This window comes from Flavobacterium sp. WV_118_3 (assembly GCF_039778605.1).
Classification (GTDB): Bacteria; Bacteroidota; Bacteroidia; order Flavobacteriales; family Flavobacteriaceae; genus Flavobacterium.
Map to the genome: position 1 here is coordinate 2,773,993 of NZ_CP156060.1, position 20,913 is coordinate 2,794,905.

General features: G+C 39.1%; 22 protein-coding genes and 1 tRNA gene. 7 read left to right on the top strand and 16 right to left on the bottom strand.

Annotated elements, in window-relative coordinates; all coding sequences use genetic code 11:
• Positions 1–22: 22 nt before the first annotated feature.
• The 5 genes from ABFU83_RS12950 to ABFU83_RS12970 all read right to left on the bottom strand — a co-directional run bounded on the left by ABFU83_RS12950 (position 23) and on the right by ABFU83_RS12970 (position 4,452).
• Complete coding sequence (locus tag ABFU83_RS12950) at positions 23–385, bottom strand: nuclear transport factor 2 family protein (protein WP_347066497.1); 363 nt, start codon at positions 383–385, stop codon at positions 23–25.
• A 44-nt stretch (positions 386–429) separates the two neighbouring features.
• Positions 430–1,317, bottom strand: a complete 888-nt coding sequence (locus tag ABFU83_RS12955) for a pseudouridine synthase (protein ID WP_347066499.1) — start codon at positions 1,315–1,317, stop codon at positions 430–432.
• Positions 1,318–1,386: 69 nt separating this feature from the next.
• Positions 1,387–2,307: a geranylgeranylglycerol-phosphate geranylgeranyltransferase gene (locus ABFU83_RS12960; RefSeq protein WP_347066501.1), complete on the bottom strand. Its 921-nt coding sequence runs from the start codon at positions 2,305–2,307 to the stop codon at positions 1,387–1,389.
• A gap of 54 nt (positions 2,308–2,361) precedes the next feature.
• On the bottom strand, positions 2,362–3,300 hold the full coding sequence (locus ABFU83_RS12965; RefSeq protein WP_347066503.1) for a mevalonate kinase: 939 nt from the start codon (positions 3,298–3,300) through the stop codon (positions 2,362–2,364).
• 66 nt (positions 3,301–3,366) lie between these two features.
• On the bottom strand, positions 3,367–4,452 hold the full coding sequence (locus tag ABFU83_RS12970) for a diphosphomevalonate decarboxylase (protein ID WP_347066505.1): 1,086 nt from the start codon (positions 4,450–4,452) through the stop codon (positions 3,367–3,369).
• An 84-nt stretch (positions 4,453–4,536) separates the two neighbouring features.
• Between ABFU83_RS12970 and ABFU83_RS12975 the strand changes: the two genes are divergently transcribed.
• The 3 genes from ABFU83_RS12975 (at position 4,537) to ABFU83_RS12985 (ending at position 6,546) form a co-directional block, all read left to right on the top strand.
• Positions 4,537–5,016 (top strand): TspO/MBR family protein, encoded by a 480-nt coding sequence (locus ABFU83_RS12975; RefSeq protein ID WP_347066506.1) that lies wholly within the window; start codon positions 4,537–4,539, stop codon positions 5,014–5,016.
• A 77-nt stretch (positions 5,017–5,093) separates the two neighbouring features.
• A complete protein-coding gene (locus ABFU83_RS12980; protein WP_347066508.1) occupies positions 5,094–6,008 on the top strand; it encodes an OmpA family protein in 915 nt (304 codons plus the stop codon).
• A gap of 16 nt (positions 6,009–6,024) precedes the next feature.
• Positions 6,025–6,546: a hypothetical protein gene (locus tag ABFU83_RS12985; RefSeq protein ID WP_347066510.1), complete on the top strand. Its 522-nt coding sequence runs from the start codon at positions 6,025–6,027 to the stop codon at positions 6,544–6,546.
• Positions 6,547–6,641: 95 nt separating this feature from the next.
• Here the strand turns inward: ABFU83_RS12985 and ABFU83_RS12990 are convergent, their stop codons facing one another.
• The 5 genes from ABFU83_RS12990 to ABFU83_RS13010 form a co-directional block, all read right to left on the bottom strand.
• Positions 6,642–7,781: a T9SS type A sorting domain-containing protein gene (locus tag ABFU83_RS12990; RefSeq protein WP_347066512.1), complete on the bottom strand. Its 1,140-nt coding sequence runs from the start codon at positions 7,779–7,781 to the stop codon at positions 6,642–6,644.
• Between the two features lie 291 nt (positions 7,782–8,072).
• Positions 8,073–9,224, bottom strand: coding sequence for a T9SS type A sorting domain-containing protein (locus ABFU83_RS12995; RefSeq protein ID WP_347066513.1), 1,152 nt, complete (start codon positions 9,222–9,224; stop codon positions 8,073–8,075).
• A 224-nt stretch (positions 9,225–9,448) separates the two neighbouring features.
• Entirely contained in the window at positions 9,449–11,950 is a 2,502-nt protein-coding gene (locus tag ABFU83_RS13000; protein WP_347066515.1) for a LytTR family transcriptional regulator DNA-binding domain-containing protein, read from the bottom strand.
• Positions 11,951–12,083: 133 nt separating this feature from the next.
• Positions 12,084–13,298 (bottom strand): NAD(P)/FAD-dependent oxidoreductase, encoded by a 1,215-nt coding sequence (locus tag ABFU83_RS13005; protein WP_347066517.1) that lies wholly within the window; start codon positions 13,296–13,298, stop codon positions 12,084–12,086.
• The gene (locus ABFU83_RS13010) at positions 13,295–13,975 is read right to left on the bottom strand and encodes a glycerophosphodiester phosphodiesterase family protein (protein WP_347066519.1); all 681 of its coding nucleotides are present in this window, start codon (positions 13,973–13,975) and stop codon (positions 13,295–13,297) included. Before ABFU83_RS13010 ends, ABFU83_RS13005 begins: the two co-directional genes overlap by 4 nt.
• A gap of 93 nt (positions 13,976–14,068) precedes the next feature.
• Between ABFU83_RS13010 and ABFU83_RS13015 the strand changes: the two genes are divergently transcribed.
• Positions 14,069–14,506 (top strand): hypothetical protein, encoded by a 438-nt coding sequence (locus tag ABFU83_RS13015; RefSeq protein WP_347066521.1) that lies wholly within the window; start codon positions 14,069–14,071, stop codon positions 14,504–14,506.
• Between the two features lie 149 nt (positions 14,507–14,655).
• Here the strand turns inward: ABFU83_RS13015 and ABFU83_RS13020 are convergent.
• A tRNA-Leu gene (locus tag ABFU83_RS13020) sits at positions 14,656–14,736 on the bottom strand.
• A 139-nt stretch (positions 14,737–14,875) separates the two neighbouring features.
• Between ABFU83_RS13020 and ABFU83_RS13025 the strand changes: the two genes are divergently transcribed.
• From ABFU83_RS13025 to ABFU83_RS13035, 3 genes are all read left to right on the top strand, one after another.
• Positions 14,876–16,264 carry a dipeptidase gene (locus tag ABFU83_RS13025; protein ID WP_136402093.1) on the top strand — a complete coding sequence of 463 codons (1,389 nt, stop codon included), beginning with the start codon at positions 14,876–14,878 and terminating at the stop codon, positions 16,262–16,264.
• A 20-nt stretch (positions 16,265–16,284) separates the two neighbouring features.
• Positions 16,285–16,833 (top strand): rRNA adenine N-6-methyltransferase family protein, encoded by a 549-nt coding sequence (locus ABFU83_RS13030; RefSeq protein ID WP_347066523.1) that lies wholly within the window; start codon positions 16,285–16,287, stop codon positions 16,831–16,833.
• 124 nt (positions 16,834–16,957) lie between these two features.
• Entirely contained in the window at positions 16,958–18,058 is a 1,101-nt protein-coding gene (locus ABFU83_RS13035) for a DUF4407 domain-containing protein (protein ID WP_347066525.1), read from the top strand.
• 35 nt (positions 18,059–18,093) lie between these two features.
• On the opposite strand, the gene ABFU83_RS13040 is transcribed toward ABFU83_RS13035, so the two are convergent.
• From ABFU83_RS13040 to ABFU83_RS13060, 5 genes are all read right to left on the bottom strand, one after another.
• Positions 18,094–18,525: a beta-hydroxyacyl-ACP dehydratase gene (locus ABFU83_RS13040; protein WP_347066527.1), complete on the bottom strand. Its 432-nt coding sequence runs from the start codon at positions 18,523–18,525 to the stop codon at positions 18,094–18,096.
• Positions 18,526–18,536: 11 nt separating this feature from the next.
• Positions 18,537–19,262, bottom strand: a complete 726-nt coding sequence (locus ABFU83_RS13045; RefSeq protein WP_347066529.1) for a PH domain-containing protein — start codon at positions 19,260–19,262, stop codon at positions 18,537–18,539.
• 81 nt (positions 19,263–19,343) lie between these two features.
• Positions 19,344–19,715: an MmcQ/YjbR family DNA-binding protein gene (locus ABFU83_RS13050; RefSeq protein ID WP_347066531.1), complete on the bottom strand. Its 372-nt coding sequence runs from the start codon at positions 19,713–19,715 to the stop codon at positions 19,344–19,346.
• A gap of 1 nt (position 19,716) precedes the next feature.
• Complete coding sequence (locus ABFU83_RS13055; protein WP_347066533.1) at positions 19,717–20,079, bottom strand: DUF4260 domain-containing protein; 363 nt, start codon at positions 20,077–20,079, stop codon at positions 19,717–19,719.
• A complete protein-coding gene (locus tag ABFU83_RS13060) occupies positions 20,076–20,843 on the bottom strand; it encodes a cyclase family protein (protein WP_347070220.1) in 768 nt (255 codons plus the stop codon). Before ABFU83_RS13060 ends, ABFU83_RS13055 begins: the two co-directional genes overlap by 4 nt.
• Positions 20,844–20,913: the final 70 nt, after the last annotated feature.

Genomic DNA, 20,913 nt, shown 5'->3' on the forward strand with positions numbered 1-20,913 from the left:
TGTCGTAATAGACAGCCTTTTTTTATCCGTGATATACACGTGATGCTATTATTTTTCCATTTTTTACATCGAGTACTTCGGCAACCAGCATATCCTCTTCCCCATCTACCTGACGGATATACTCCATAAAAATACGATCGGAGTTTGCCGTTAACGACGTCACTTTATAATGCAAGCTTGGCAAACGGTTAAATGCATCCTGCCACCAGGCACGCATAGCATCTTTCCCAACAACCAATCCTTTGGTTTCCGGTTGGTGCATTTTTAATTTCGGACTAAAATGCTGTGCTTCCTCATCATAAAGTGATAGTAATTTGTCAAGTTGCTTGGTATTGAACGCTTCAAACCAACGAAAGGCAATCGATTGTAATGTTTCTGGTGTCATTAGTATGGTAAAAAAATCCCGAAGCAAGCTTCAGGATTGTGGATTTATATATTTTTAAGGTTTATAATTTCCTGATCGGTCAGAAAACGCCAGTTTCCACGTGGTAAATTTTTCTTGGTCAGTCCCGCAAAAACAACGCGGTCTACTTTAATCACATCATATTCCAGATGTTCGAAAATAGAACGCACAACTTTTACATTGGACGTTTTCATCTTTAAACCGATTTCACTTTTCGGTTCGTTTTCGATATACGAAATCTCCTCTACATATACTCTAAAATTATCGATCGTAAGTCCTTTTTGGATTTTTTCCAGATCTTCAAATTTCAGGTTACGGTCCAGTGTTACCTGGTATACTTTTGACGAACGTTGGTTTGGGGCCGTAAATTTACGAACCATATCCGAATCGTTTGTAAACAACAACAATCCCGTTGTACTTTTATCCATACGTCCAACCGATTGTAGTTTTGCTTTGGTTGCATTTCGTACCAAATCCAACACATTTGCCGTATTTCCGTCTCCATCGCCGGCCGTAGTAAATCCTTTTGGCTTATTTAGCAGGATGTATTCTTTTTTCTCCGGTGTAATCACCGTTCCGTCAAAGTTAACAACATCACCTGGTTTCACTTTATAACCCATTTCGGTAATCGCCTCTCCATTCACTTTTACATTCCCCGATTGGATATAAATATCAGCATCTCTACGAGAGCAAACGCCAGAATTAGAAATATATTTATTCAGACGGATATCATCCGAAGCAGGTCCTTTAGGCGCTTTCGGCTTTTTTTCAAAGTCCGGTTTCGGTTTTGAGAAATTACTTTTTCTATCGTCTTTTTTAAAATTCGGTTTCCCAGCCGCATTTGATTTCTTTGGTCCAAAACCCGGTTTGCCGTTGGAAGAACCTCTTTTATTATTTCCTTTTCCGTTATTCATTTCGCTAAAAAATTTTTGCAAAGATACTATTTATCTCTTTGTGTGTTAAAAAAGTATTTTGAAAGATTGTTATAGTCCGGCCAATAGTTTTTTGCCGTTGACCAAAACCGTAGGATCAATGAGTACAATACAGAAAACTCCGGCTACAATAAGGGTTTTCAATATCATATGCAATTGAACATATTCTTCGCGGGTTTCCGATTTCCACAATAACCGGATAAAGTACATCAAGATAATCAATGCTATATAAAAGTAAATATCCATATAACCTACATCGTATTTTTCGACCAGGATAAATACCGGAATAACCGTAGCGATCGTTAAAGCCGTTATCATTTTTTTGGATACATTAGTTCCGAAACGAACCGGAATGGTCTGATAATCGGATACCAAATCCCCCTTGATATTTTCCAGATCTTTGATCATTTCACGAATCAGGATCAATAGAAAAAGGAATCCCGCATGGGCAAAAATTACGTGGTAAAAGTTTTTGAAATACAATAATATTCCGAAAAATGGCATTACCGCAAGGACAGAAGCCGTCAGATTTCCAACAATCGGGTATTTTTTAAGCTTGTGCGAATAAAACCAGATCAGAAAAATATAGGCTGCAAAAAAGAAAGCCGCCCGCCAGGATATGATATAGGCCAGACCCGTTGCCAGGAAATTCAATCCAAAGTAAACTTTTAATTTGGTTTGCTGACTCACCAATCGATCCAGCATTGATTTGTTCGGTCGATTAATCAGATCTTTCTGCGCATCGTAAAAATTATTGATAATATATCCGGAAGCTATTGTTAGCGTAGATACAAACACCAGAATAAACAAACGCCAGTCCAGAATCACATCCAATGCGCGTTCGTCTTTGGCCAGAATAAAGATCGATGACAGGTATTGCGCCAGTACAATAATCGGAATATTATAACCCCGTACCACAGAAAACAAACTGAGGATCTTCATCAAAGTCAATTTGGATTTACGGGTAAGCATGGTTTTGGCTATTAATTTATCATCCGCGGAATTTTCCGACCGAAAAGTTATAAATTAGAATTGATAAACGACCTCTAACTTATAATCTTTTAAGGATTCTTTAGCTTTTTCCAGATTTTGCGTAAATCCGAGTATGTAACCACCGCCACCGGAGCCACATAATTTCAAGTAGTAATCGTTCGTATCGATCCCTTTTTGCCATACCTGATGGAATTGTTCCGGAATCATCGGTTTAAAGTTGTTCAAGACTACTTTCGACAATTTTTTGGTATTGGAAAATAAGGATTTTACATCGCCGTGCAGGAAGTTTTCCACACAGGCATCGGTATATTTTACGAATTGTGTTTTTAGCATTTTTCGGAAACCCTGATCTTTTAGGTTTTCCATAAAGATATTCACCATCGGTGCCGTTTCACCTACAATTCCGGAGTCGATAAGGAATACAGCTCCTTTCCCTTCGGTACTTTGCGACGGAATGCCGGTTGGCTCAATATGATCCTTGGAATTGATCAATATTGGTAAACTCAGATAGCTGTTTAGCGGATCCAATCCGGAACTTTTCCCGTGGAAAAAGGATTCCATCTGGGCAAAGATATTTTTTAACTGTAGTAATTTTTCGCGTGTCAGGTTTTCCAGTACGGTAATTTTATTGTTGGCATATTTATCATAAATAGCCGCCACCAAAGCACCGCTACTTCCCACTCCGTATCCTTGCGGAATACTGGAATCGAAATACATTCCCTGAGCCACATCGGCATTTAAGGCTTCCATATTAAAGGTTACCAATTCCGGGTTTTCTTCCTGAATATCTTCCAGATAGGCTGTAAAACGTTGTAAAGCCGCATTTGATTTTATCGATTCCGAAGTTGGGTTTTCGGCTATTTTCAATGCCCCGTTATAAAAATTATACGGGATGGATAACCCTTTGGAATCTTTGATAATACCATACTCTCCGAAGAGTAAAATTTTCGAGTAAAAAAGTGGTCCTTTCATATACGTATTTCCTGCTTTAGAAACGGTTTACCGCTAAATCTAGTATAAAGGTAGTGAAAAAAAGTTTTAATTGCTCTTTTCGCTTCCTTTTCCGATTTCGTCACAAATGTACTGACTGTTTTGACAATAGCCAACTAATTCCTGCTGAATAAATGCCAATACTTTTTCTTTTACCGATTCCGGATATAAGACGTGTACGTTTGCTCCGGCATCGAGTGTAAAACACACCGGCGTTCCGGTTTCACTTCTGTATTTCCAAATGCGGTTGATAATTTCAAGTGTATTAGGTTTCATCAGGATATAATACGGCATAGAAGTAAGCATCATGGCATGTAACGTAAGCGCTTCACTTTCGACGATTTTGATAAAATTTTCCACATCGCCTGTTTCCAGAATGTTTTTGATCTGAGACAAGTTAACATGCGCCTGTTCAAAGCGTTTTTCGGCATACGGATGATTGTGCATCAAATCGTGACCTATCGTGCTCGACACCTGTTTTTCACCTTTGTCAACCAACAAAATCGTGTCCTGATAGTTCTTAAAATTTTCGTGAATCTGTCCCGGAAACTCCACTCCAAACAGATCAGAACTACCTTCAATTTCTTTATGCGTTCCCCAAACCACAACATTTCCTTTTATGCTTCGGCAGGCACTTCCGGAGCCCAAACGCGCCAAAAAGGAGGCTTTGCTATAAAAATAAGCTTGGTCCATTTGTGGGTTTAAAGCTTTTTCCAAATCCATAATATTCATCGCCAATGCCGCCATTCCTGAGGCCGAGGAGGCAATTCCGGAACTGTGCGGAAAGGTGTTTAAGGTATCGATAACAAAATGATAGTTTTTCAGATACGGGCAATACGTTTCGATTCGCTCGAAAAACTTCTGGATTTTTGGTCTGAAAGACTCTTTTTCTTTTCCTTCGAATAAAAGGTCAAACGAAAAATCGGCAGCGGATTCTTTTTTCGAAAAAGACAGTTTGGTAATGGTTTTACAATTATTCAGCGTAAAACTCACCGACGGATTCGCCGGAATCTGGTGTTCTTTTTTCCCCCAGTATTTTACCAGCGCAATATTGCTGGGCGCGCTCCATTCGGAATTTCCGTTTTCCACACCATCCAACGTTCCGTTGTAAACAAAATCTTTTTCTAAAAACATATCCTTAAAAATTTACGCAAAGATACTTTTTTTGAAATAGCGATCCATTGGAAAAAATTGCCGGAATTCGTGTATTTTTGAAGTATGAAAAACATCACCCGTATAGTAATGATCGTGGTAACCTGTCTGGTGGTAGGTTATTTTTCCGGAATTGTAACCCGTGGCAGTATTGAAACCTGGTATCCTACTTTGGTAAAACCGTCGTTTAATCCGCCCAACTGGTTGTTTGCTCCGGTATGGAGTACGTTATACATTATGATGGGAATTGCAGCCGGACTGGTTTGGAATCGGATTGATTTTGAACGCGATGCCGTAAAAAGAGCCTTGCTTTTCTTTACTATTCAGCTGGGATTGAATGCGTTATGGTCGTTTTTATTTTTCGGACTTCACAATGTTTTATTGGCTTTAATCGAGCTGGTTATACTTTGGCTAATGATTTACGAAACTTACCAATCGTTTCGAAAGATTCACAAAATTGCCGGTTATCTGTTGCTACCCTATCTTGCCTGGGTTACTTTCGCAGGGGTATTAAATGCAAGCATATGGCAACTTAATCAATATTAATATATACTTTTTAACCAAAAACAAAGAAATAAAAAGCATTTTTAGTTAAATTTGAGAATAAATCAAATTTACCGATTATGCCAAAAAAAGCGACTTACCTTCTTGGTATACTAGCAACCCTAATTATCGGTTGTTTTTTGTACCATCAATTTTGTTGTGTCCATTGTGGCAATACCTGTTCTGAAAAGGACAACACAGCTATTGGTAGCACAGACAATACCACGCTTCATCCGGCCTATCCGTTTGCCTTGAAAGGCAACGGCATTCGTTTTAACGCACAGGATAATTTTAATTTTTTAAAAAATGATTTTAAAAAACTACTTCCTGTCGACGATTCGATAGCAATCGGGGCGGCTTCACTAAAATCATTTCTTGAAAACAGTCCGGCATTATTAAAAATCAACGGGTTTGCGCTACAAGACGAAGTCAATTCTTCCATTTTTCCAAATCTGGGCTATGCGCGGGCCAACGAGATCAAAAATTATTTTGTTTCCCAGGGAATCCCTTCCGCTAAAATTGAAATTAATGGCAAAATTAGTGATGACTTGATTGTTCAGAACGGAACACTGCTCGGACCGATCACCTTTGACCTTGTCGAACCCGCTACCGAAGCCAAGCCGGAAACCGACTGGCAAGCTGTAAAAACACAATTGAACACCAATCCACTGACACTCTATTTTAACTCTGGACAAACTGAGATTCTCCTATCCGAAACCGACCGTCAGAAAATAGCTGATATGATACGCTATATCGATCATGTGGAAAATGCCAAACTGGATATCATAGGTTATACCGACAATGTCGGCAACCGCGAAACCAATATCCATATCGGGCAGCAACGTGCCGATTTTGCCAAAAATTACTTTATTCAAAATGGCATCCCACCAGATAAGATCAACAGCAGCTCCAAAGGTCCGGACGATCCGTTGCAAAGCAACACTACCAAAGAAGGACAAGCTAAAAACAGACGTACCGTAATCACGATCCATTAATCTAACACCATTACATATGAATGCACCATGTATACTCATCCCGGTTATTACAGGTTTAATCTGTGCATTATTAGGCTATTTACTTGGTAAATCAGCTACATCGGGTAACCATAATTCCAAGCAATTACAAATTGATCTGGACAATTGCCGGTCTAAATCCGCAACACTTACAGCCGAACTGGACGCTCTGAAACGTCAGGGTTCTTCATTAGGATTTGCCGCTACCTCAATAATTGAACCTTTTAATGCCAAACTGGCCGCTTCGGTACTGGGTAGAAAAATTACCGAAAACGATCTGAAAATTATCGAAGGTATTGGTCCTAAAATTGAAGAATTATTCAACACTTCGGGGATATTTTCCTGGAAAGCATTGTCGGAAACTTCGGTAGACCGTTGCAATGAGATCCTCCATAAAGCCGGTGAACGTTTTGCCATGCATAATCCTACAACATGGCCGCGACAAGCCCGAATGGCGTACGAAGGAAAATGGTCGGAACTAAAAGAATGGCAGGACAAACTCGACGGCGGACGGGAATAATCACAAATCTGTAAAAAAACAAAGCCTGTCAGGCACATTACATCCTGACAGGCTTCGGATAAAAACGGCAAGCTCAAAACCGTTTTTAATGTTATTTAGTTTTTCACTACTTTTTCTACAAACACCCCTTCGTTGGTTTCGATTTCTACAAAATAGATTCCCGGCTTTAAATGACTCATATTGATGGATTGCTTTCCTTTTCCGTTACGAAACGCTTTGGTTTCGTATACAAAACCGCTTGGATCGATCACTTTAGCACTACGAATCTCTTTCCCTTCGGCTGGTGCTATATTCAAATCGCTGTTGGTTGGGTTTGGATATACGTTGTATTTTTTAACATCTGCAAGCTCAGCCGTCATGTCTTCAGCTACGTTACGTCCAAATACCGGATCTCCAGGTACAGGTTCAAGTTTGTTTAGACATGATCGAAATGTTTTCGCCCAACTGTAATCCGTCCAACCAATTTCACCACTATTCACAACATAGCTAATTGCCGTTCCCGACATACTTGTTGTTTTATATACCAGCTTAATTGTATAGGTTGTACCAGCGGCACAATCGTAAAAACTAGCTGTAGGATTAATAGTAGCCGTAGCTGCTCCGGAAGCATTCAACAAGGTCACTTTATAATCGGCAGTAGGACAAGTCCCCAAAGCATTTGTTACTCTTAAATATAATTTACCGGCATTTGCATAATTTCCTGTTACATTAAATCCGATATAACCATTATACAGTGGCGGATTACTATTAGGCGTAAGCTTACAATATGGCGCAAAACTTAAGCTAACAGACGGTGCTGTTTCTCGCGTCACTATAATTTTGATATTAAATGTTGTTATTACCGGATCCGGCAAACTCGACCCATCTTCACAGTACCCGGTTACCGTATAACTATTTACTCCAACTCCCAATGTCCCCGGAATTGTTATTATATTGCTTCCAGATGATGAGTTTACTGCACCTAATGCATTGCTTAAAAATAACTTTTTTGTATAATTTGTCGGACAAGAATACGGAACGGTTATATTAAACGTCCCCGTTAATTGGTTGGCAAAATACGGTATGGTTACATTATACATATACGTCACCGGACTTCCAGAAGTTGTTGGAGCCGGCATACTTAATGCATTTGTAGTCCCTAAAGTCAAAGTTTGCCCATTTACCGACAAGGTTGTTAGTAAAAACAATCCGCACACAATCGCAGCTCTTTTTACCTCGAAAATAATTTTTTTCATGTTTTTAGTTTTAAAAGTTGATGGTACAAAACTATTCGCATCATGTACTAAAACACCCGTAAAATAGCAGTTTGTGACGAATACTATACTAAATAGTGACGAAATTATCTTTCGATATTTATCTATTTTACAAACACCTTTTATTTTGGGACGATCTTTTTTACTCTCTTTTAGTTTGAAAAATAGCTTGATCGCATTCGATCCTAAATCACTCCAAACGCAACCTCCAAAAACAACAAAACCCGTCAGATTTGATTAAATCCGACAGGTTTTATTTGAGTTACTAATTTATTATTCTTTTATGATTTTATGTCTTTCCACTCCTTTTTCGGTAGTGATTTCAATAACATATAACCCTTGTTTAAGACCGGTAAGGTCTACTTGCTGAAGATCGCCTTTTTTGTTTTGTTCTGTTTTTACGATCGTATTGCTTAAATTATAAACCGTATATCCGGATACTTTTTCTTTGGTGTTGATACTAACAACATCTTTCACCGGATTAGGGAATAACTTCACACCAGATGTATTTTCTTCCGTTAAAAATTCTCCTATTTCTTTTGAATCAGATACATCTACAACCGAAGCGGTTCTACAACCCATATCGAAACGAACTAAAACCATTTTACAGGTCCATTCCGGTTCGCCCACACAGATCTGGAGACGATAATAACGGTCTTGCCCGGCTAAAGATGGTGGGCTTTGAAGCAATCCTCCTTTTAAAACCGCTAACGATGGGCTCGCCGTAACCTGAGCTGGTGTTGGTGCTGTAAAATAATGCTTATTATTAAGCATTTTGTCCTGAACCACGATATTATCCGGAGCCTGACCAGCAAACCATCCGCCCCATTCTAAATTTCCGGTACTTTCCCACCAACGATTGGATTCGGCTACCGCCATAAAATAGTCGGATTCATTACTAGTTAGATCGGCATCCATAACTAATGCTTGTGAATAACATGGAGATAACGGGGATGCATCCGCCGGAATAGTCATCCCATTTACGGTAAAGTTCGGCACTGCTTTTGGTTTTACCTGAACCGTTCCGATATTGGTATATTTTTCTTCGTTTGCCATAGTAGCACAAGTTGTACCAGATGAACCCGTAGGATTGAAAACAATTTTTACTCTGTATTCGTATTTAGTCGCATGAGCTTGATAAATCATACATGTCCCGGAATACGACTCGACAGTTCCAAGGTTTGGAAACGGAGTATTGGGCGTTACACTTCCCCAGGTTCCCGATGTGCCGTTTGTAATATTTCTGCGCTCTAATGAAAGAGAATAGCTTCCCGCACAAAATGTATTGGAATAAGACGAAACCGAAATTCGTACTTCATAGCTAGCCGGATAAAGCGTACTATTCGGATAAACCGTTATGTTCGCACCCAACGCCGGAGAAAATTGCAGGTTTCCTGTTAACGCCGCAAAGAGATTTGTACTCATAAAGAGTAGAAATGCACAAAAAAGTAATGCTGTTTTTTTCATAAAAAAGTTTTAGAGGTTATTACCACAAAACTATTCGCAACAACAGCAAAAACAGTTGAAAAATCGCAATTTGTGATGAACAGTGTTTCAAATAGTGACAAAACAACCTTTTGATATTAACCCGTTTTACCAACACCTTTTATTTTGTGATGGCTTTTTTACCCTATATTAAATCCTTTGTCTTAAAAGACGATTTTATCCAGTTCTTCGACATAGGTTTCGCCTACCGGTATCTCCTGTTTTTTGATCAATACCATTTTTTTGGTTTTCTGTTCCACTTTGTCAATGCGTATGATATACGAACGATGTACCCGTAAAAATTCTAACGGATCAGGTACCTTACTGATAAAATCGCCTATTTTACATCGCATGACGTATACTTTTTCTTCGGTCACAATATCCATGTAGTTTCCGGAGGATTTGACATACAGAATGGTGTTGGTCGGAATCCGTATTTCCTTACCTTGTTCTTTAAATACAAAATACTTTTCTTTCTTTTTGATTTTCCGCACCCATAATCGCAGTAATTCCCGGATAATATCTTTATTGTACGTTAGTACCCGAATTCTGAAAAAGAGATAAATTAAGGCTCCCAATGCAGCTATTACGATAATAATAAACCACCAGGTTGTCCAAAATGGGTTGCGAATTGTGATGGGAAGACGGATCTTTTCATCTGAAAAAAGACGGTTGTCTTCCAAAACCTGTACTTGTAATTCATAATGTCCCGGCGGGATAAATTCGTAGGCAATTTTGCGATCGCTGGTGTAATTCCAATTCTCGTGTAGTCCTTTTAATTTATAGCGATAGACCTGTTCTTTTCGACCATAGGCAACCGATTCAACCCAAAAATCGAGCTGGTTTTTATCATACGACAGGGACAATTGTTTTGCCGGTTTATCCAGAATCGTACTATTAACCGCTATTGCATTTAATCGCAGAAAGTATTTCCGCTTATTAAAAATTGCTTCAAAATTGTTTTTCGCGATACTACACAAACCATTGGCCGTAGCTACATATATGGTATCGTTTACAATTTCTACATCCCGAATCTGATTTTCTGACAAACCATCGGATGTTGTAATATAACGTACCTTAAACGTACCGTCTTTGTCAAATGTAATTCTGTTGAGTCCATAGTTTGTACAAGCCCAAATGGTATTTTTATCTTCTACATATACTTCTGTCACCAAATCGTCCGACAATCCCTTTGATTTGTCAATATTCATGGTCGCACCCGTATGCGGATTGTAAACCACCACTCCGACACCTAAGCTGGCGAGATAAAAAACTTTTCGTTCCGGTTCATAATCCATATCATCAAATCGGTAATTGAGCAAACGCTTTTTTATCGTAACATACTTTTCACCTCCATTACTCACTTTGATGCCTTTCATCGAAGCGCAATAATAGTTACCGTCATGCTCCGAAACATCGTGTATACGGAACATTAGGGTGTCTATTTTCCGAACCTTTGCTTCCTCAATTACATTGAGAATACCAAAACGCGAGATAATCGGTACCGGAGTATCGTCCGATGCTTTTAAAACGCCTCCAAGACAAATCATTTGTTTTCCGGTATCGGTATAAAGCATCCCATCAACCATATAATAGGTGCATTTTTCTGCTTTATAATATTGTACAATTGCCGGTTTGTTTGTCAATCCGCGATACAACAATACTAATGCACCTTTTTGGGTTCTTTTATAAACATCGCCATTATAGCACCCTAAAAACAACTCCCCTTCCGCATTACGGGTTAACGAGTAAATGTAGGTTCCTTTTAGTATATTTTTAGCTATTTTTTCTTCCTGTTCGTAAAAAACGCCTCCATTAACCGTTGAAAACCATCGCGAATTGAAATTATCTTTAAAAATCCGGGAAACAGAATGTCCATTGAGACTTCTTTTTACGACTTTTCCGTTTGTATCGTATACAAATATCCCTTTCCCTCTATAACTAATCCAAAAATGATCCGCATCGTATTCGCCACTTTCCAATGGCTCGGAATTTTTACCTGAAATGAGAAGCGGATTTCCTTTTTTTCGAAAAATCCATACCTTTCCTTCCGTATAAACTACCTTAATGTCCTTAAAGCTAAAAAATCTTTTTATGGATTCATTTATTCTGGCATAGGGCGTAAACTCCGATTTTCGCTCTGAAAAATATTCGATTCCTTGTTTTTTATTAATCTTTTTATAGTGAAAATACCGCGGCTCTTCTGTTGGTAATTTTATTTCAGAAATACACGTAAGCGTTCCTTTTGCATCGATTTTAAGATAAAAACCGGAAGTCGTAAAAAAATGTAAGGCATTTTGAGCATCAACTGCTAATGAAATGATTAAAAATCCGGACAGATTTCTTTCTTTAAAAAAATTTTCGATAACGTTATTATACCGATAGGGTATAAATTTTTCGGATCCGTTTTCAAAATAGAATAGTTTACCGTTAAAGGTAGTACACCATATCTGATCGTTTTCCTGAGGAAAGAAATCGAAAACGGTAATATCGGTTAGTCCGTCTTTGGGTTCGAATTTTTTAAATTTTGATCCATTGTAATTTGCCAATCCCCGATCGGTAGCAAACCACATCACTCCGTTTTTGTCCTGAAAAATATCGTAGACCTCATTACTGGGCAGTCCATTTTTCTGTTTAAAGTTTTTTAAAGTGACATTTTGTGCCATTACATTCATGTAAGGCAATAGAAATACTAACAGGATTAACCTGCAAACGGGTTTTAGGGGCATAAACTTTTATTCTAACACATCTTGTGTGTTAAAAATAAAAATAATTCTCACAATTTTGATTATTAAAATGTCAATTTGAGAAGTTTTTAGCCACAAGAAATCCTCCAGTCCATGCATTTTGAAAATTAAAGCCACCTGTAATCGCATCAATGTCCAGAATTTCTCCCGCAAAATACAAATCCGGTACGATTTTACTTTCCATCGTTTTAAAATTGATCTCTTTTAAATCGATTCCTCCGGCGGTCACAAACTCTTCTTTAAAGGTGCTCTTTCCGTTTACCGGATACGAGCCGTTTACCAATTGTGTGGCGAGATCATCCAATTGTTTACGGGACAAATCGGCCCATTTGGTTTCCGCCGAAATCCCGGAAGCCAGTACCAAACTTTCCCATAATCGGTTCGGGAAATCAAATGGTGATTTTTTTACGATTCCTTTTTTGGCGTGTTCCTTTTTAAGTTCGCGAAGTAATTCGGCCGTTTCCTCAAAATCGAGGTCATTTAACCAATTTACCTGTAGTACAAACTGGTAATTTTTAGCAAACAATTCCCGAGCACCCCAAGCGGAAAGCCTTAAAATTCCAGGGCCACTCATTCCCCAATGGGTGATCAATAACGGACCGGAAGCCTGTAGTCGACTGTCTTTTACTTTTACGGTAGCCTGAGCCGAAACGCCCATTAAATCCTTAATTCTAGGATCTTTAATATTAAAGGTAAAAAGAGATGGTACCGGTGGTACAATGGAATGCCCTAAGGTTTGCATCATTTCCCACATTTTCGGATTGCTACCCGTAGCCATCACTATTTTTGAAGTTTTAAAGGTCTCCTGTGTCGTCTCTACTTTCCAATAGTCTTCACCCCGAAAAAGCGATTGTACACTTTGTCCGGTTAGCACATCAATTCCCAGTTTTTTAACCGCCAGTTGAAAACAATCGATTATGGTTTGCGAACTATCGGTGACCGGAAACATTCTTCCATCGTCTTCAATTTTTAATTCTACTCCATGGCGTTCAAACCATTCGATCGTATCACCCGAGCAAAACTGGTGAAAAGGGCCTTTTAGTTCTTTTTCGCCTCTTGGATAAAATTTAACCAGTTCATTCGGAATAAAACAGGCGTGCGTTACATTACATCGTCCCCCCCCGGAAACACGCACTTTGGAAAGCACTTCTTTACCACGCTCGAGAATGGCTATTTTTAGTTTCGAATTGCTTTCGGCAATGTTGATAGCCGTAAAAAAACCGGCCGCTCCACCACCTATAATGATAACATCGTAGTTTGCATTCATAATCTGTTCGGATAATCGGAAATGATACCGGTAATACCCAATGCTTTTACACGGCGGATATCATCTTCTTCATTAACAGTCCAGGTAAAAATTGCATATCCTTTTGCTTGCGCTTCTTTGCAATTATCTTCGGTTAGCAATGAAAAATGCGGGTGAATCGCCTGGGCCGATAATTGATCAGCCCAATGGATCGCTTGTTCTACACTGGCCTGAGTGAGTACTCCGATTGGAATTTCAGGGTTTATTTTTTTAATTCTTTTTAATTCTTCTTTCTGGAAACTGGAAACTACAAAATCGGCATACTCCCAGCCTTTTTCATTAACATATCGCTCAATTAGTCCAGCGACAGGTTCTGCTGTTCCGTGTCCTTTTAATTCCACATTAATCCAACATTTTCCAGCTATTAAATCCAATACTTCTTCTAATAAAGGAATCGTGTACAATGCTTCAATCTTGAACTTTTTTAATTCTGAAAGGGATAACTGATGTACTTCTCCGAAACCATCGGTCGTACGGTCTACCGTAAAATCATGGATTACCACAATTTCTCCGGTAGCACAAACATGCACATCCAATTCGATCGCATTGGCACCCAAATCCAGTGCTTTACTAAAGGATTCCAACGTGTTTTCCGCCAGAAAACCTTTAGCGCCTCTATGCCCAATTTTATGAATCATTTCCGGTTCCGATTAGATTTAATCCTGCAAAGATATAATAGAATTGCCTTTTAACCCGTTACTTTTATAGTATGAACCTTTGATTTTGATTTTATGAGAACGATAGCCCTATTTCTTTTTGCTTTATTATTTACAATGTGCAGTACTTCCAATGTGCAGTATCGCGACGATTTCCGCTCGGTTTCCGAGAGTCAGAAAAAGCAATTTCTGTCTGATATGAATGCCAATGGTGAAAACTTTTCGGTTCTTATTCTTACCAAAGGCTTTAAAGGTGAACTGGTTACTATCTCGAACGAGAAAAAGACGCTATATAAAGGAACCACCATCACCAATCTGGGAAATGGAATCGCACATTCGTTGCGAATCGACAATACACTTCCAACAACAATTACCGATAAAATAAGCAATAAAGAAGTGATAATTGAACCAAAAAAAGCACAACAGTACAAATTTATTTATGTGATGAAGGACAATGCGGAAACCAAAAATCCGTATAAAATTACCTATAGTAATACGTTACGACCGATGTAAAGGATTACAGCTATTTATCACAACTCGAAACGGAACCAAATAAAAGCAAGGCAAAAAAAAACCTAAAACACACATTTTCAACAGACATCACCTGTCAAGTCGTTAGTTTTTTTGCATAAAAAAAGCCTCTGATAAATCAGAGGCTTTTGTGCGGGTGATAGGACTCGAACCTACACACCGAAGGCACCAGATCCTAAGTCTGGCGTGTCTACCAATTTCACCACACCCGCAGGACAACTTCGTAAAGCGCAATTGCTTTGTTATTGTGGGTGCAAATATACGCATTACTTCTTACCATCCAAGAAAAAAATGAAAAAATTTTTGATAGTTTTTTTTGTACATTTGGCTTTCATCATATTAGCATTATAAATGGATACTATTAAACAATACGTTCAGGAAAATAAAGAACGTTTTATAAACGAATTAGTTGATTTATTAAAAATTCCCTCTGTAAGTGCCGACAGTGCTTACTCCCAAGATGTTATCGATACCGCCAATGCCGTTAAAGCCAGTCTGGAAAAAGCCGGATGCGATTTTGTAGAGCTTTGCGAGACACCAGGCTACCCTATTGTATACGGTGAAAAAATCATCGATCCGAAATTACCTACGGTTTTAGTATACGGTCATTATGACGTACAACCGGCCGATCCGATCGAATTATGGACCTCTCCGCCGTTCGAACCGGTAATCAAAACAACCGAATTACACCCTGACGGTGCTATTTTTGCGCGTGGCGCCTGCGACGACAAAGGTCAGATGTACATGCACGTAAAAGCATTGGAGTATATGGTCCAAACCAACACACTTCCGTGTAACGTTAAATTCATGATCGAAGGTGAAGAAGAAGTGGGTTCTGCCAGCTTAGGATGGTTTGTTGAACGCAACCAGGAAAAACTGGCTAACGACGTAATTCTGATTTCCGATACGGGAATGATTTCCAATACGCAGCCTTCCATCACAACCGGCCTTAGAGGTCTGAGTTATGTGGAAGTGGAAGTAACCGGACCAAATCGCGATTTACATTCCGGATTATACGGTGGAGCCGTAGCCAATCCGATTAATATACTGGCCAAAATGATTGCGTCACTTCACGATGAAAACAATCATATTACCATTCCGGGATTCTATGATAAAGTACAGGAACTTTCAACAGAAGAAAGAGCCGAAATGGCAAAAGCACCTTTCTCTTTGGAGAATTATAAAAAAGCCCTAAATATTGACGATGTATACGGAGAAACCGGTTATGTAACCAACGAACGAAATTCCATCCGTCCAACATTGGATGTAAACGGAATCTGGGGCGGTTATACCGGTGAAGGCGCTAAAACCGTTATCGCCAGCAAGGCACATGCCAAAATATCGATGCGTTTGGTACCGAATCAGGATTGGAAAGAAATTACCGAATTATTCCAGAAACATTTCGAAAGCATCGCTCCTAAAGCCGTTAAAGTGGTTGTAAAACCACACCACGGCGGACAAGGTTATGTAACTCCGATCGACAGTATTGGCTATCAGGCGGCTGCCAAAGCGTATAACGATACCTTTGGTGTACAACCGATTCCGGTACGTTCCGGCGGAAGTATTCCAATCGTAGCTTTATTCGAAAAAGAATTGAAAAGCAAAACCATTTTAATGGGATTCGGATTGGATAGCGATGCCATCCATTCGCCAAACGAGCATTTCGGTGTATTTAATTACCTGAAAGGAATCGAAACCATTCCATTGTTCTACAAATATTTTACCGAACTGAGTAAATAGAGTATTTACAACATATTACTTTGGACAAAAAATTTATATCCGAAGTCCTGAAATCAGGAGGAACTATTGGTGCTTTGTCACCGAGTTCCTCCTTTTTGGCTAAAAAAATGCTACGGCCAATCCGATTTAAAACCGCGCGTTGTATCGTAGAGTATGGTCCGGGCACAGGAATTTTCACTTTAAAACTGCTGGAAAGACTACATCCCGAAGGAAAATTACTCATTTTTGAAGTCAACAAAGAGTTTTACGAAGCTTTAAAACAAATCAACGATCCCCGTCTGATTGTAATCAACGACAGTGCTGAAAAAATCGAATCGTATTTGCGTCACTACCATTGTTCGCATGCCGATTTTATCGTATCGTCGCTCCCGCTTACCGTATTACCGGAAAATATGGTTCATAATATATTGATCAACTCAAAATATTGCCTTTCGGAATCCGGTGCTTTTATACAGTTTCAATATTCGCTAAAATTGCGTTCGAAGCTAAAATCTGTTTTCTCAAAAGTAAAAATCCGCTTTACTTTTTTCAACATTCCACCTGCTTTTGTTTTTATCTGCCGTAAATAATCGGTGGTCTTTCGGACTCTTTACAGTGTCACTTTCGCCTTTAATCCAAAATATATCAAGCTTTTACAACATTATATCTTTTTTGGCGTTACATTTGCATCATCATCAATCAAAATCATCAATCATGTTAAAACGTTTTTTTATGCTGTGCTCCGGCGCAGACAAAAACCTCATCGATTCCTGTAGTAACGGGGAACAAAACAAATACGCCGGGATCGGAGCAACCGTATTTTTCACTGCCGTTATGGCTTTTATCGCAAGTGCCTACGCCTTGTATACCGTTTTCGACAATGCGTATACGGCCGTTTTCTTTGGGATCGTCTGGGGATTGCTTATTTTTAATCTGGATCGTTTTATCGTTTCAACCATTCGGAAACGCGACCGCTTCTGGAGCGAATTCCTACAAGCAACGCCACGGATTATTCTGGCAATGATCATCGCTATTGTTATCTCCAAACCATTGGAGATTAAAATATTCGAAAAGGAAATCAATACCGTATTACTTAAAGAAAAAAATGCCATGGCTTTGGCAAATAAAAAGGAAGTCTCCAATTATTTCCAAACGGATCTGTCCAAAAATAAAGCCGAAATTGACGGTCTGAAAGCGGATATTCTTAAAAAAGAAAAAGAGGTTAACGATCTTTATACAACCTATATCACCGAAGCCGAAGGAACCAAAGGAACCCTAAAACTAGGCAAAGGTCCGGTTTATAAAGAAAAACGCGATAAACACGATGCGGCTTTAAAAGAATTGGATACGTTGCGGAAAGTAAATCTGGCCAGGATCATCGAAAAAGAGGCCAAAGCAAAGACTTTACAGGCCGAACTGGATAAAAAAGTGAGCGATACCCAACCGGTAATCGACGGTTTCGACGGTTTGATGGCGCGTATCAATGCGCTAAACAAACTACCAAGTCTGCCTTCGATTTTTATTATGCTTTTGTTTTTAGCGATCGAAACCTCACCCATTATTGCGAAGTTATTAGCCGCCAAAAGCGAATACGATTTTAAACTGGAAGATTCCGAAATGGCGCTTAAAACGCTGTTGGAACAAAACAACTACCAACGGGAATTGCAACGCACTACCGATGCCGGTATTTATGACGATGTGTATGCCGAAATACGACAGGATCGTGGATTGTACGACTATAAAAAGAAAAAAGCAATCGAATTACTGGAAATGCAAGCCGACAATTTTTCGGAAAAACAGAAAAAAGCACTCTAATATAAAAGCTCCGTTAATAACGGAGCTTTTATATTTTATTGAGCCGAATCAATCCGGATGGACATCCAGGAAGCTTCTACTACTTTGACATCGCCAACATAAGCAATTCCGGATTGTTTGATGATTTTTTCGCTCATCCGTTGTATCGCAATTTCGTATCGCACCTGTTCGTCATAGGTTACGGCTTTAAAGAATTGGGCACTTTCGATCTGCGCAAGGGCAAAAACACCTTTTGAAACACCTAATAACCGTACGCCGGCGCCTCCGCATTGTGCCATCGATTCGATCAGTATTGTTCCCGGCACGAATTCGAGTTCTGGAAAACTACCTTTTATAAAGACATCCGTATCTTTTTTAAAGGTATATACTCCTATGATTTCTTTTTCGTTAGCCGAAAGAATTTCATCTACAAACAGGAACGGTGCCCGGTGCGGAATCAGTGTTTCTACGTCTTTACCTTTTTCCATACGATAGTGTTTTACATATAAGTTAAAATCTCTTTTTTCAAGGTATCGTACTCACCCTGAAGAATTAGCCCGTTGTCCAGTAATTTTTTATAATTCTGCAATTTTTCGAAAAGCTCCTCTTTGGTCAGGTCGCTTAATTTTTTGTCTCCCGATGCCGTTTGTGTCGGTGCCGGCGTTTCGACAACCGGTTCCTGATAACTAACCGGAGTAGCCGGCAATATTTCAGCAAAACTGGTTACTTCTTCGGCTTCGATTTCTTCCACTTCTTCCACTTCCTCTACAAATGCTTCGGCAACCGGTGTTGGTTCCGTAACAGGTGCCGCTTGTACCGGATTTAACGGTTCTTTTAAAGCGTCCATCTGTTCTTTGGCAAAGGTGTATAGTTTTCGCGCCTGTGTTTTCGGAATATAATCAATCGAGATCGTCAGGTCACTTTTGGTCGAAAAGGAGAATTCGGAACCCAAAATATTTTCTTTTACAAAGGCTCCGGCGATATCATCCCAATTATAATCTACAAAATCCATTGATAGTCCCAGGTTTTTCGGACGACACATAATAATGCGTTTGTTCGTCAGTACAATACTGTCCGGAAATACGGTGATCGCCGGTTTTTTTTGTACACCGATATAGCCTACCTCTTCATTTCGCATCAGCAAATCCTGTAATTTGGACGTAATTTTCTCAATGGCTTTCGGATCCTGGTCTTCGTTTAAAAACTTTTTAATTTGATCTTTCATATTGTTATCCTTTCAGCGTAATGCTGTTTTATTTGATTTCATTTTACGGAATGCAAAATTGCAAAGTCCTTTTGAATTTTTCTAATTTTCGGACTGATTAATTTCACTTTGTATTTTCTTTGTCAGGCTGTTAAAGATCAAATCATACGAATGCGCGATCAGTTCTCTGACAAATTTATCCGGTAATTCGCCGTTTACCGTAACGGTATTCCAATGTATTTTACTCATATGATATCCCGGTTTGATATCGTCAAATAGTCCCCGCAATTCTTGTGCCTTTTCCGGATCACATTTTAAATTTATGGACGGACGACCATTTTCCCATTCTTTTAATGACGAAAGAGCAAACATTTTTCCACCTACTTTAAACACCAGCGTATCTTCATCGAAAGGAAAATGTTCGGTTACCCCTTTTTTAGACAAACAATACTCATAATACGTCTGTATATCCATTTTATTGTGTTTTATGTTTTCCTATTATTCCCAAATGTGTTTTCGAAAAGCCTTCGATATACTTTAATCCATAGCCAAAAACCCGATCCATACTGGAATGACAAAACAAAATGATTCCTGCCAGTTCCAGATTTTTATTTACCGTATAAATCCCGATAAAATAGACGATAATGGCTACTGCTTTATGATGCGCAAAATTATAACTCCAGGCTCCAATTTTATTTCCAAACAGATAGCCCAACATCGATACATCGGGTACTAACAATAATAACGGAAACCACCACCAGGTCAAATTCAGTTGTAAAAACAAGATTAATCCCGCTAAAAACAGGGCCGCTTCTTCTAATTGGAGTATTTTTTTCATTGTATGGTATAAAGTATTGGTTTACTTGGTGACGCATCGTTCTCAAAAGAGGCGATTTGTATGTTGAGCAAATAGCTTCCATCGGAAATAGTATCTTTTACAAAGATCATTTCCGTAATCGTCGCAGTTGTTCGGGCATCCGAATTCAAATTACCAACATCCGTCACATTCCAGAAGGCTTTATGTGCCAATAGTTTCCCTTCATCATGTTCTTTGTCTACACTAGGCAAATCGATTAACAGATGTTCGATTCCCGTTTCACAAATAAAAGTAGCCGCCGCCTCGTCCAGATACGGCGGATTGGTATTCGAATAGTTACGGGATTTTTTTTCGGCAGCATTCGGAAGGGTACGGATTACGATGGCTTCCGGCTTTTTATCGCCCAATGCTGTCGCTATTTGTGCTTTGGTGATCACCCAGTCGTCCCCTTGTTGTTCCGGTTGTATGGAAACCAGTTCGGCTGTAAAGAAAAACTGTTGCAACGACTGATTAATACTGTAAAAATCGCGGGTAATATGCCCCAGACATTCGGTATGGGTACCATGTCCGTGCGGATTAAAAAAGATATTATTAAAATTGGTCGATGATTTTCCTTCGCTTACTTTCCCAATCCAATCGCCGAAACGTACCGGTTCGATAACCGGTTTTTCGATATACCAGGCAATCGGATTCTGATCGGTATTGGTTATGGGTATTGAAATGTCGATAGGCTGTGCTAAATTGACTTCAAAATCCTGGTTTTTATGATGGATGATGGCTTTCATGGTTCTGATTAAGGTCATTTATATCATCAAATATAAACCTTTTCCCTTAGGATTTGACTTCCATGCAATC

Coding starts and splice junctions, on each gene's coding strand:
- ABFU83_RS12950 (WP_347066497.1), bottom strand. CDS start 385: ATGACACCAGAAACATTACAATCGATTGCCTTTCGTTGGTTTGAAGCG.
- ABFU83_RS12955 (WP_347066499.1), bottom strand. CDS start 1,317: ATGAATAACGGAAAAGGAAATAATAAAAGAGGTTCTTCCAACGGCAAA.
- ABFU83_RS12960 (WP_347066501.1), bottom strand. CDS start 2,307: ATGCTTACCCGTAAATCCAAATTGACTTTGATGAAGATCCTCAGTTTG.
- ABFU83_RS12965 (WP_347066503.1), bottom strand. CDS start 3,300: ATGAAAGGACCACTTTTTTACTCGAAAATTTTACTCTTCGGAGAGTAT.
- ABFU83_RS12970 (WP_347066505.1), bottom strand. CDS start 4,452: ATGTTTTTAGAAAAAGATTTTGTTTACAACGGAACGTTGGATGGTGTG.
- ABFU83_RS12975 (WP_347066506.1), top strand. CDS start 4,537: ATGAAAAACATCACCCGTATAGTAATGATCGTGGTAACCTGTCTGGTG.
- ABFU83_RS12980 (WP_347066508.1), top strand. CDS start 5,094: ATGCCAAAAAAAGCGACTTACCTTCTTGGTATACTAGCAACCCTAATT.
- ABFU83_RS12985 (WP_347066510.1), top strand. CDS start 6,025: ATGAATGCACCATGTATACTCATCCCGGTTATTACAGGTTTAATCTGT.
- ABFU83_RS12990 (WP_347066512.1), bottom strand. CDS start 7,781: ATGAAAAAAATTATTTTCGAGGTAAAAAGAGCTGCGATTGTGTGCGGA.
- ABFU83_RS12995 (WP_347066513.1), bottom strand. CDS start 9,224: ATGAGTACAAATCTCTTTGCGGCGTTAACAGGAAACCTGCAATTTTCT.
- ABFU83_RS13000 (WP_347066515.1), bottom strand. CDS start 11,950: ATGGCACAAAATGTCACTTTAAAAAACTTTAAACAGAAAAATGGACTG.
- ABFU83_RS13005 (WP_347066517.1), bottom strand. CDS start 13,298: ATGAATGCAAACTACGATGTTATCATTATAGGTGGTGGAGCGGCCGGT.
- ABFU83_RS13010 (WP_347066519.1), bottom strand. CDS start 13,975: ATGATTCATAAAATTGGGCATAGAGGCGCTAAAGGTTTTCTGGCGGAA.
- ABFU83_RS13015 (WP_347066521.1), top strand. CDS start 14,069: ATGAGAACGATAGCCCTATTTCTTTTTGCTTTATTATTTACAATGTGC.
- ABFU83_RS13025 (WP_136402093.1), top strand. CDS start 14,876: ATGGATACTATTAAACAATACGTTCAGGAAAATAAAGAACGTTTTATA.
- ABFU83_RS13035 (WP_347066525.1), top strand. CDS start 16,958: ATGTTAAAACGTTTTTTTATGCTGTGCTCCGGCGCAGACAAAAACCTC.
- ABFU83_RS13040 (WP_347066527.1), bottom strand. CDS start 18,525: ATGGAAAAAGGTAAAGACGTAGAAACACTGATTCCGCACCGGGCACCG.
- ABFU83_RS13045 (WP_347066529.1), bottom strand. CDS start 19,262: ATGAAAGATCAAATTAAAAAGTTTTTAAACGAAGACCAGGATCCGAAA.
- ABFU83_RS13050 (WP_347066531.1), bottom strand. CDS start 19,715: ATGGATATACAGACGTATTATGAGTATTGTTTGTCTAAAAAAGGGGTA.
- ABFU83_RS13055 (WP_347066533.1), bottom strand. CDS start 20,079: ATGAAAAAAATACTCCAATTAGAAGAAGCGGCCCTGTTTTTAGCGGGA.
- ABFU83_RS13060 (WP_347070220.1), bottom strand. CDS start 20,843: ATGAAAGCCATCATCCATCATAAAAACCAGGATTTTGAAGTCAATTTA.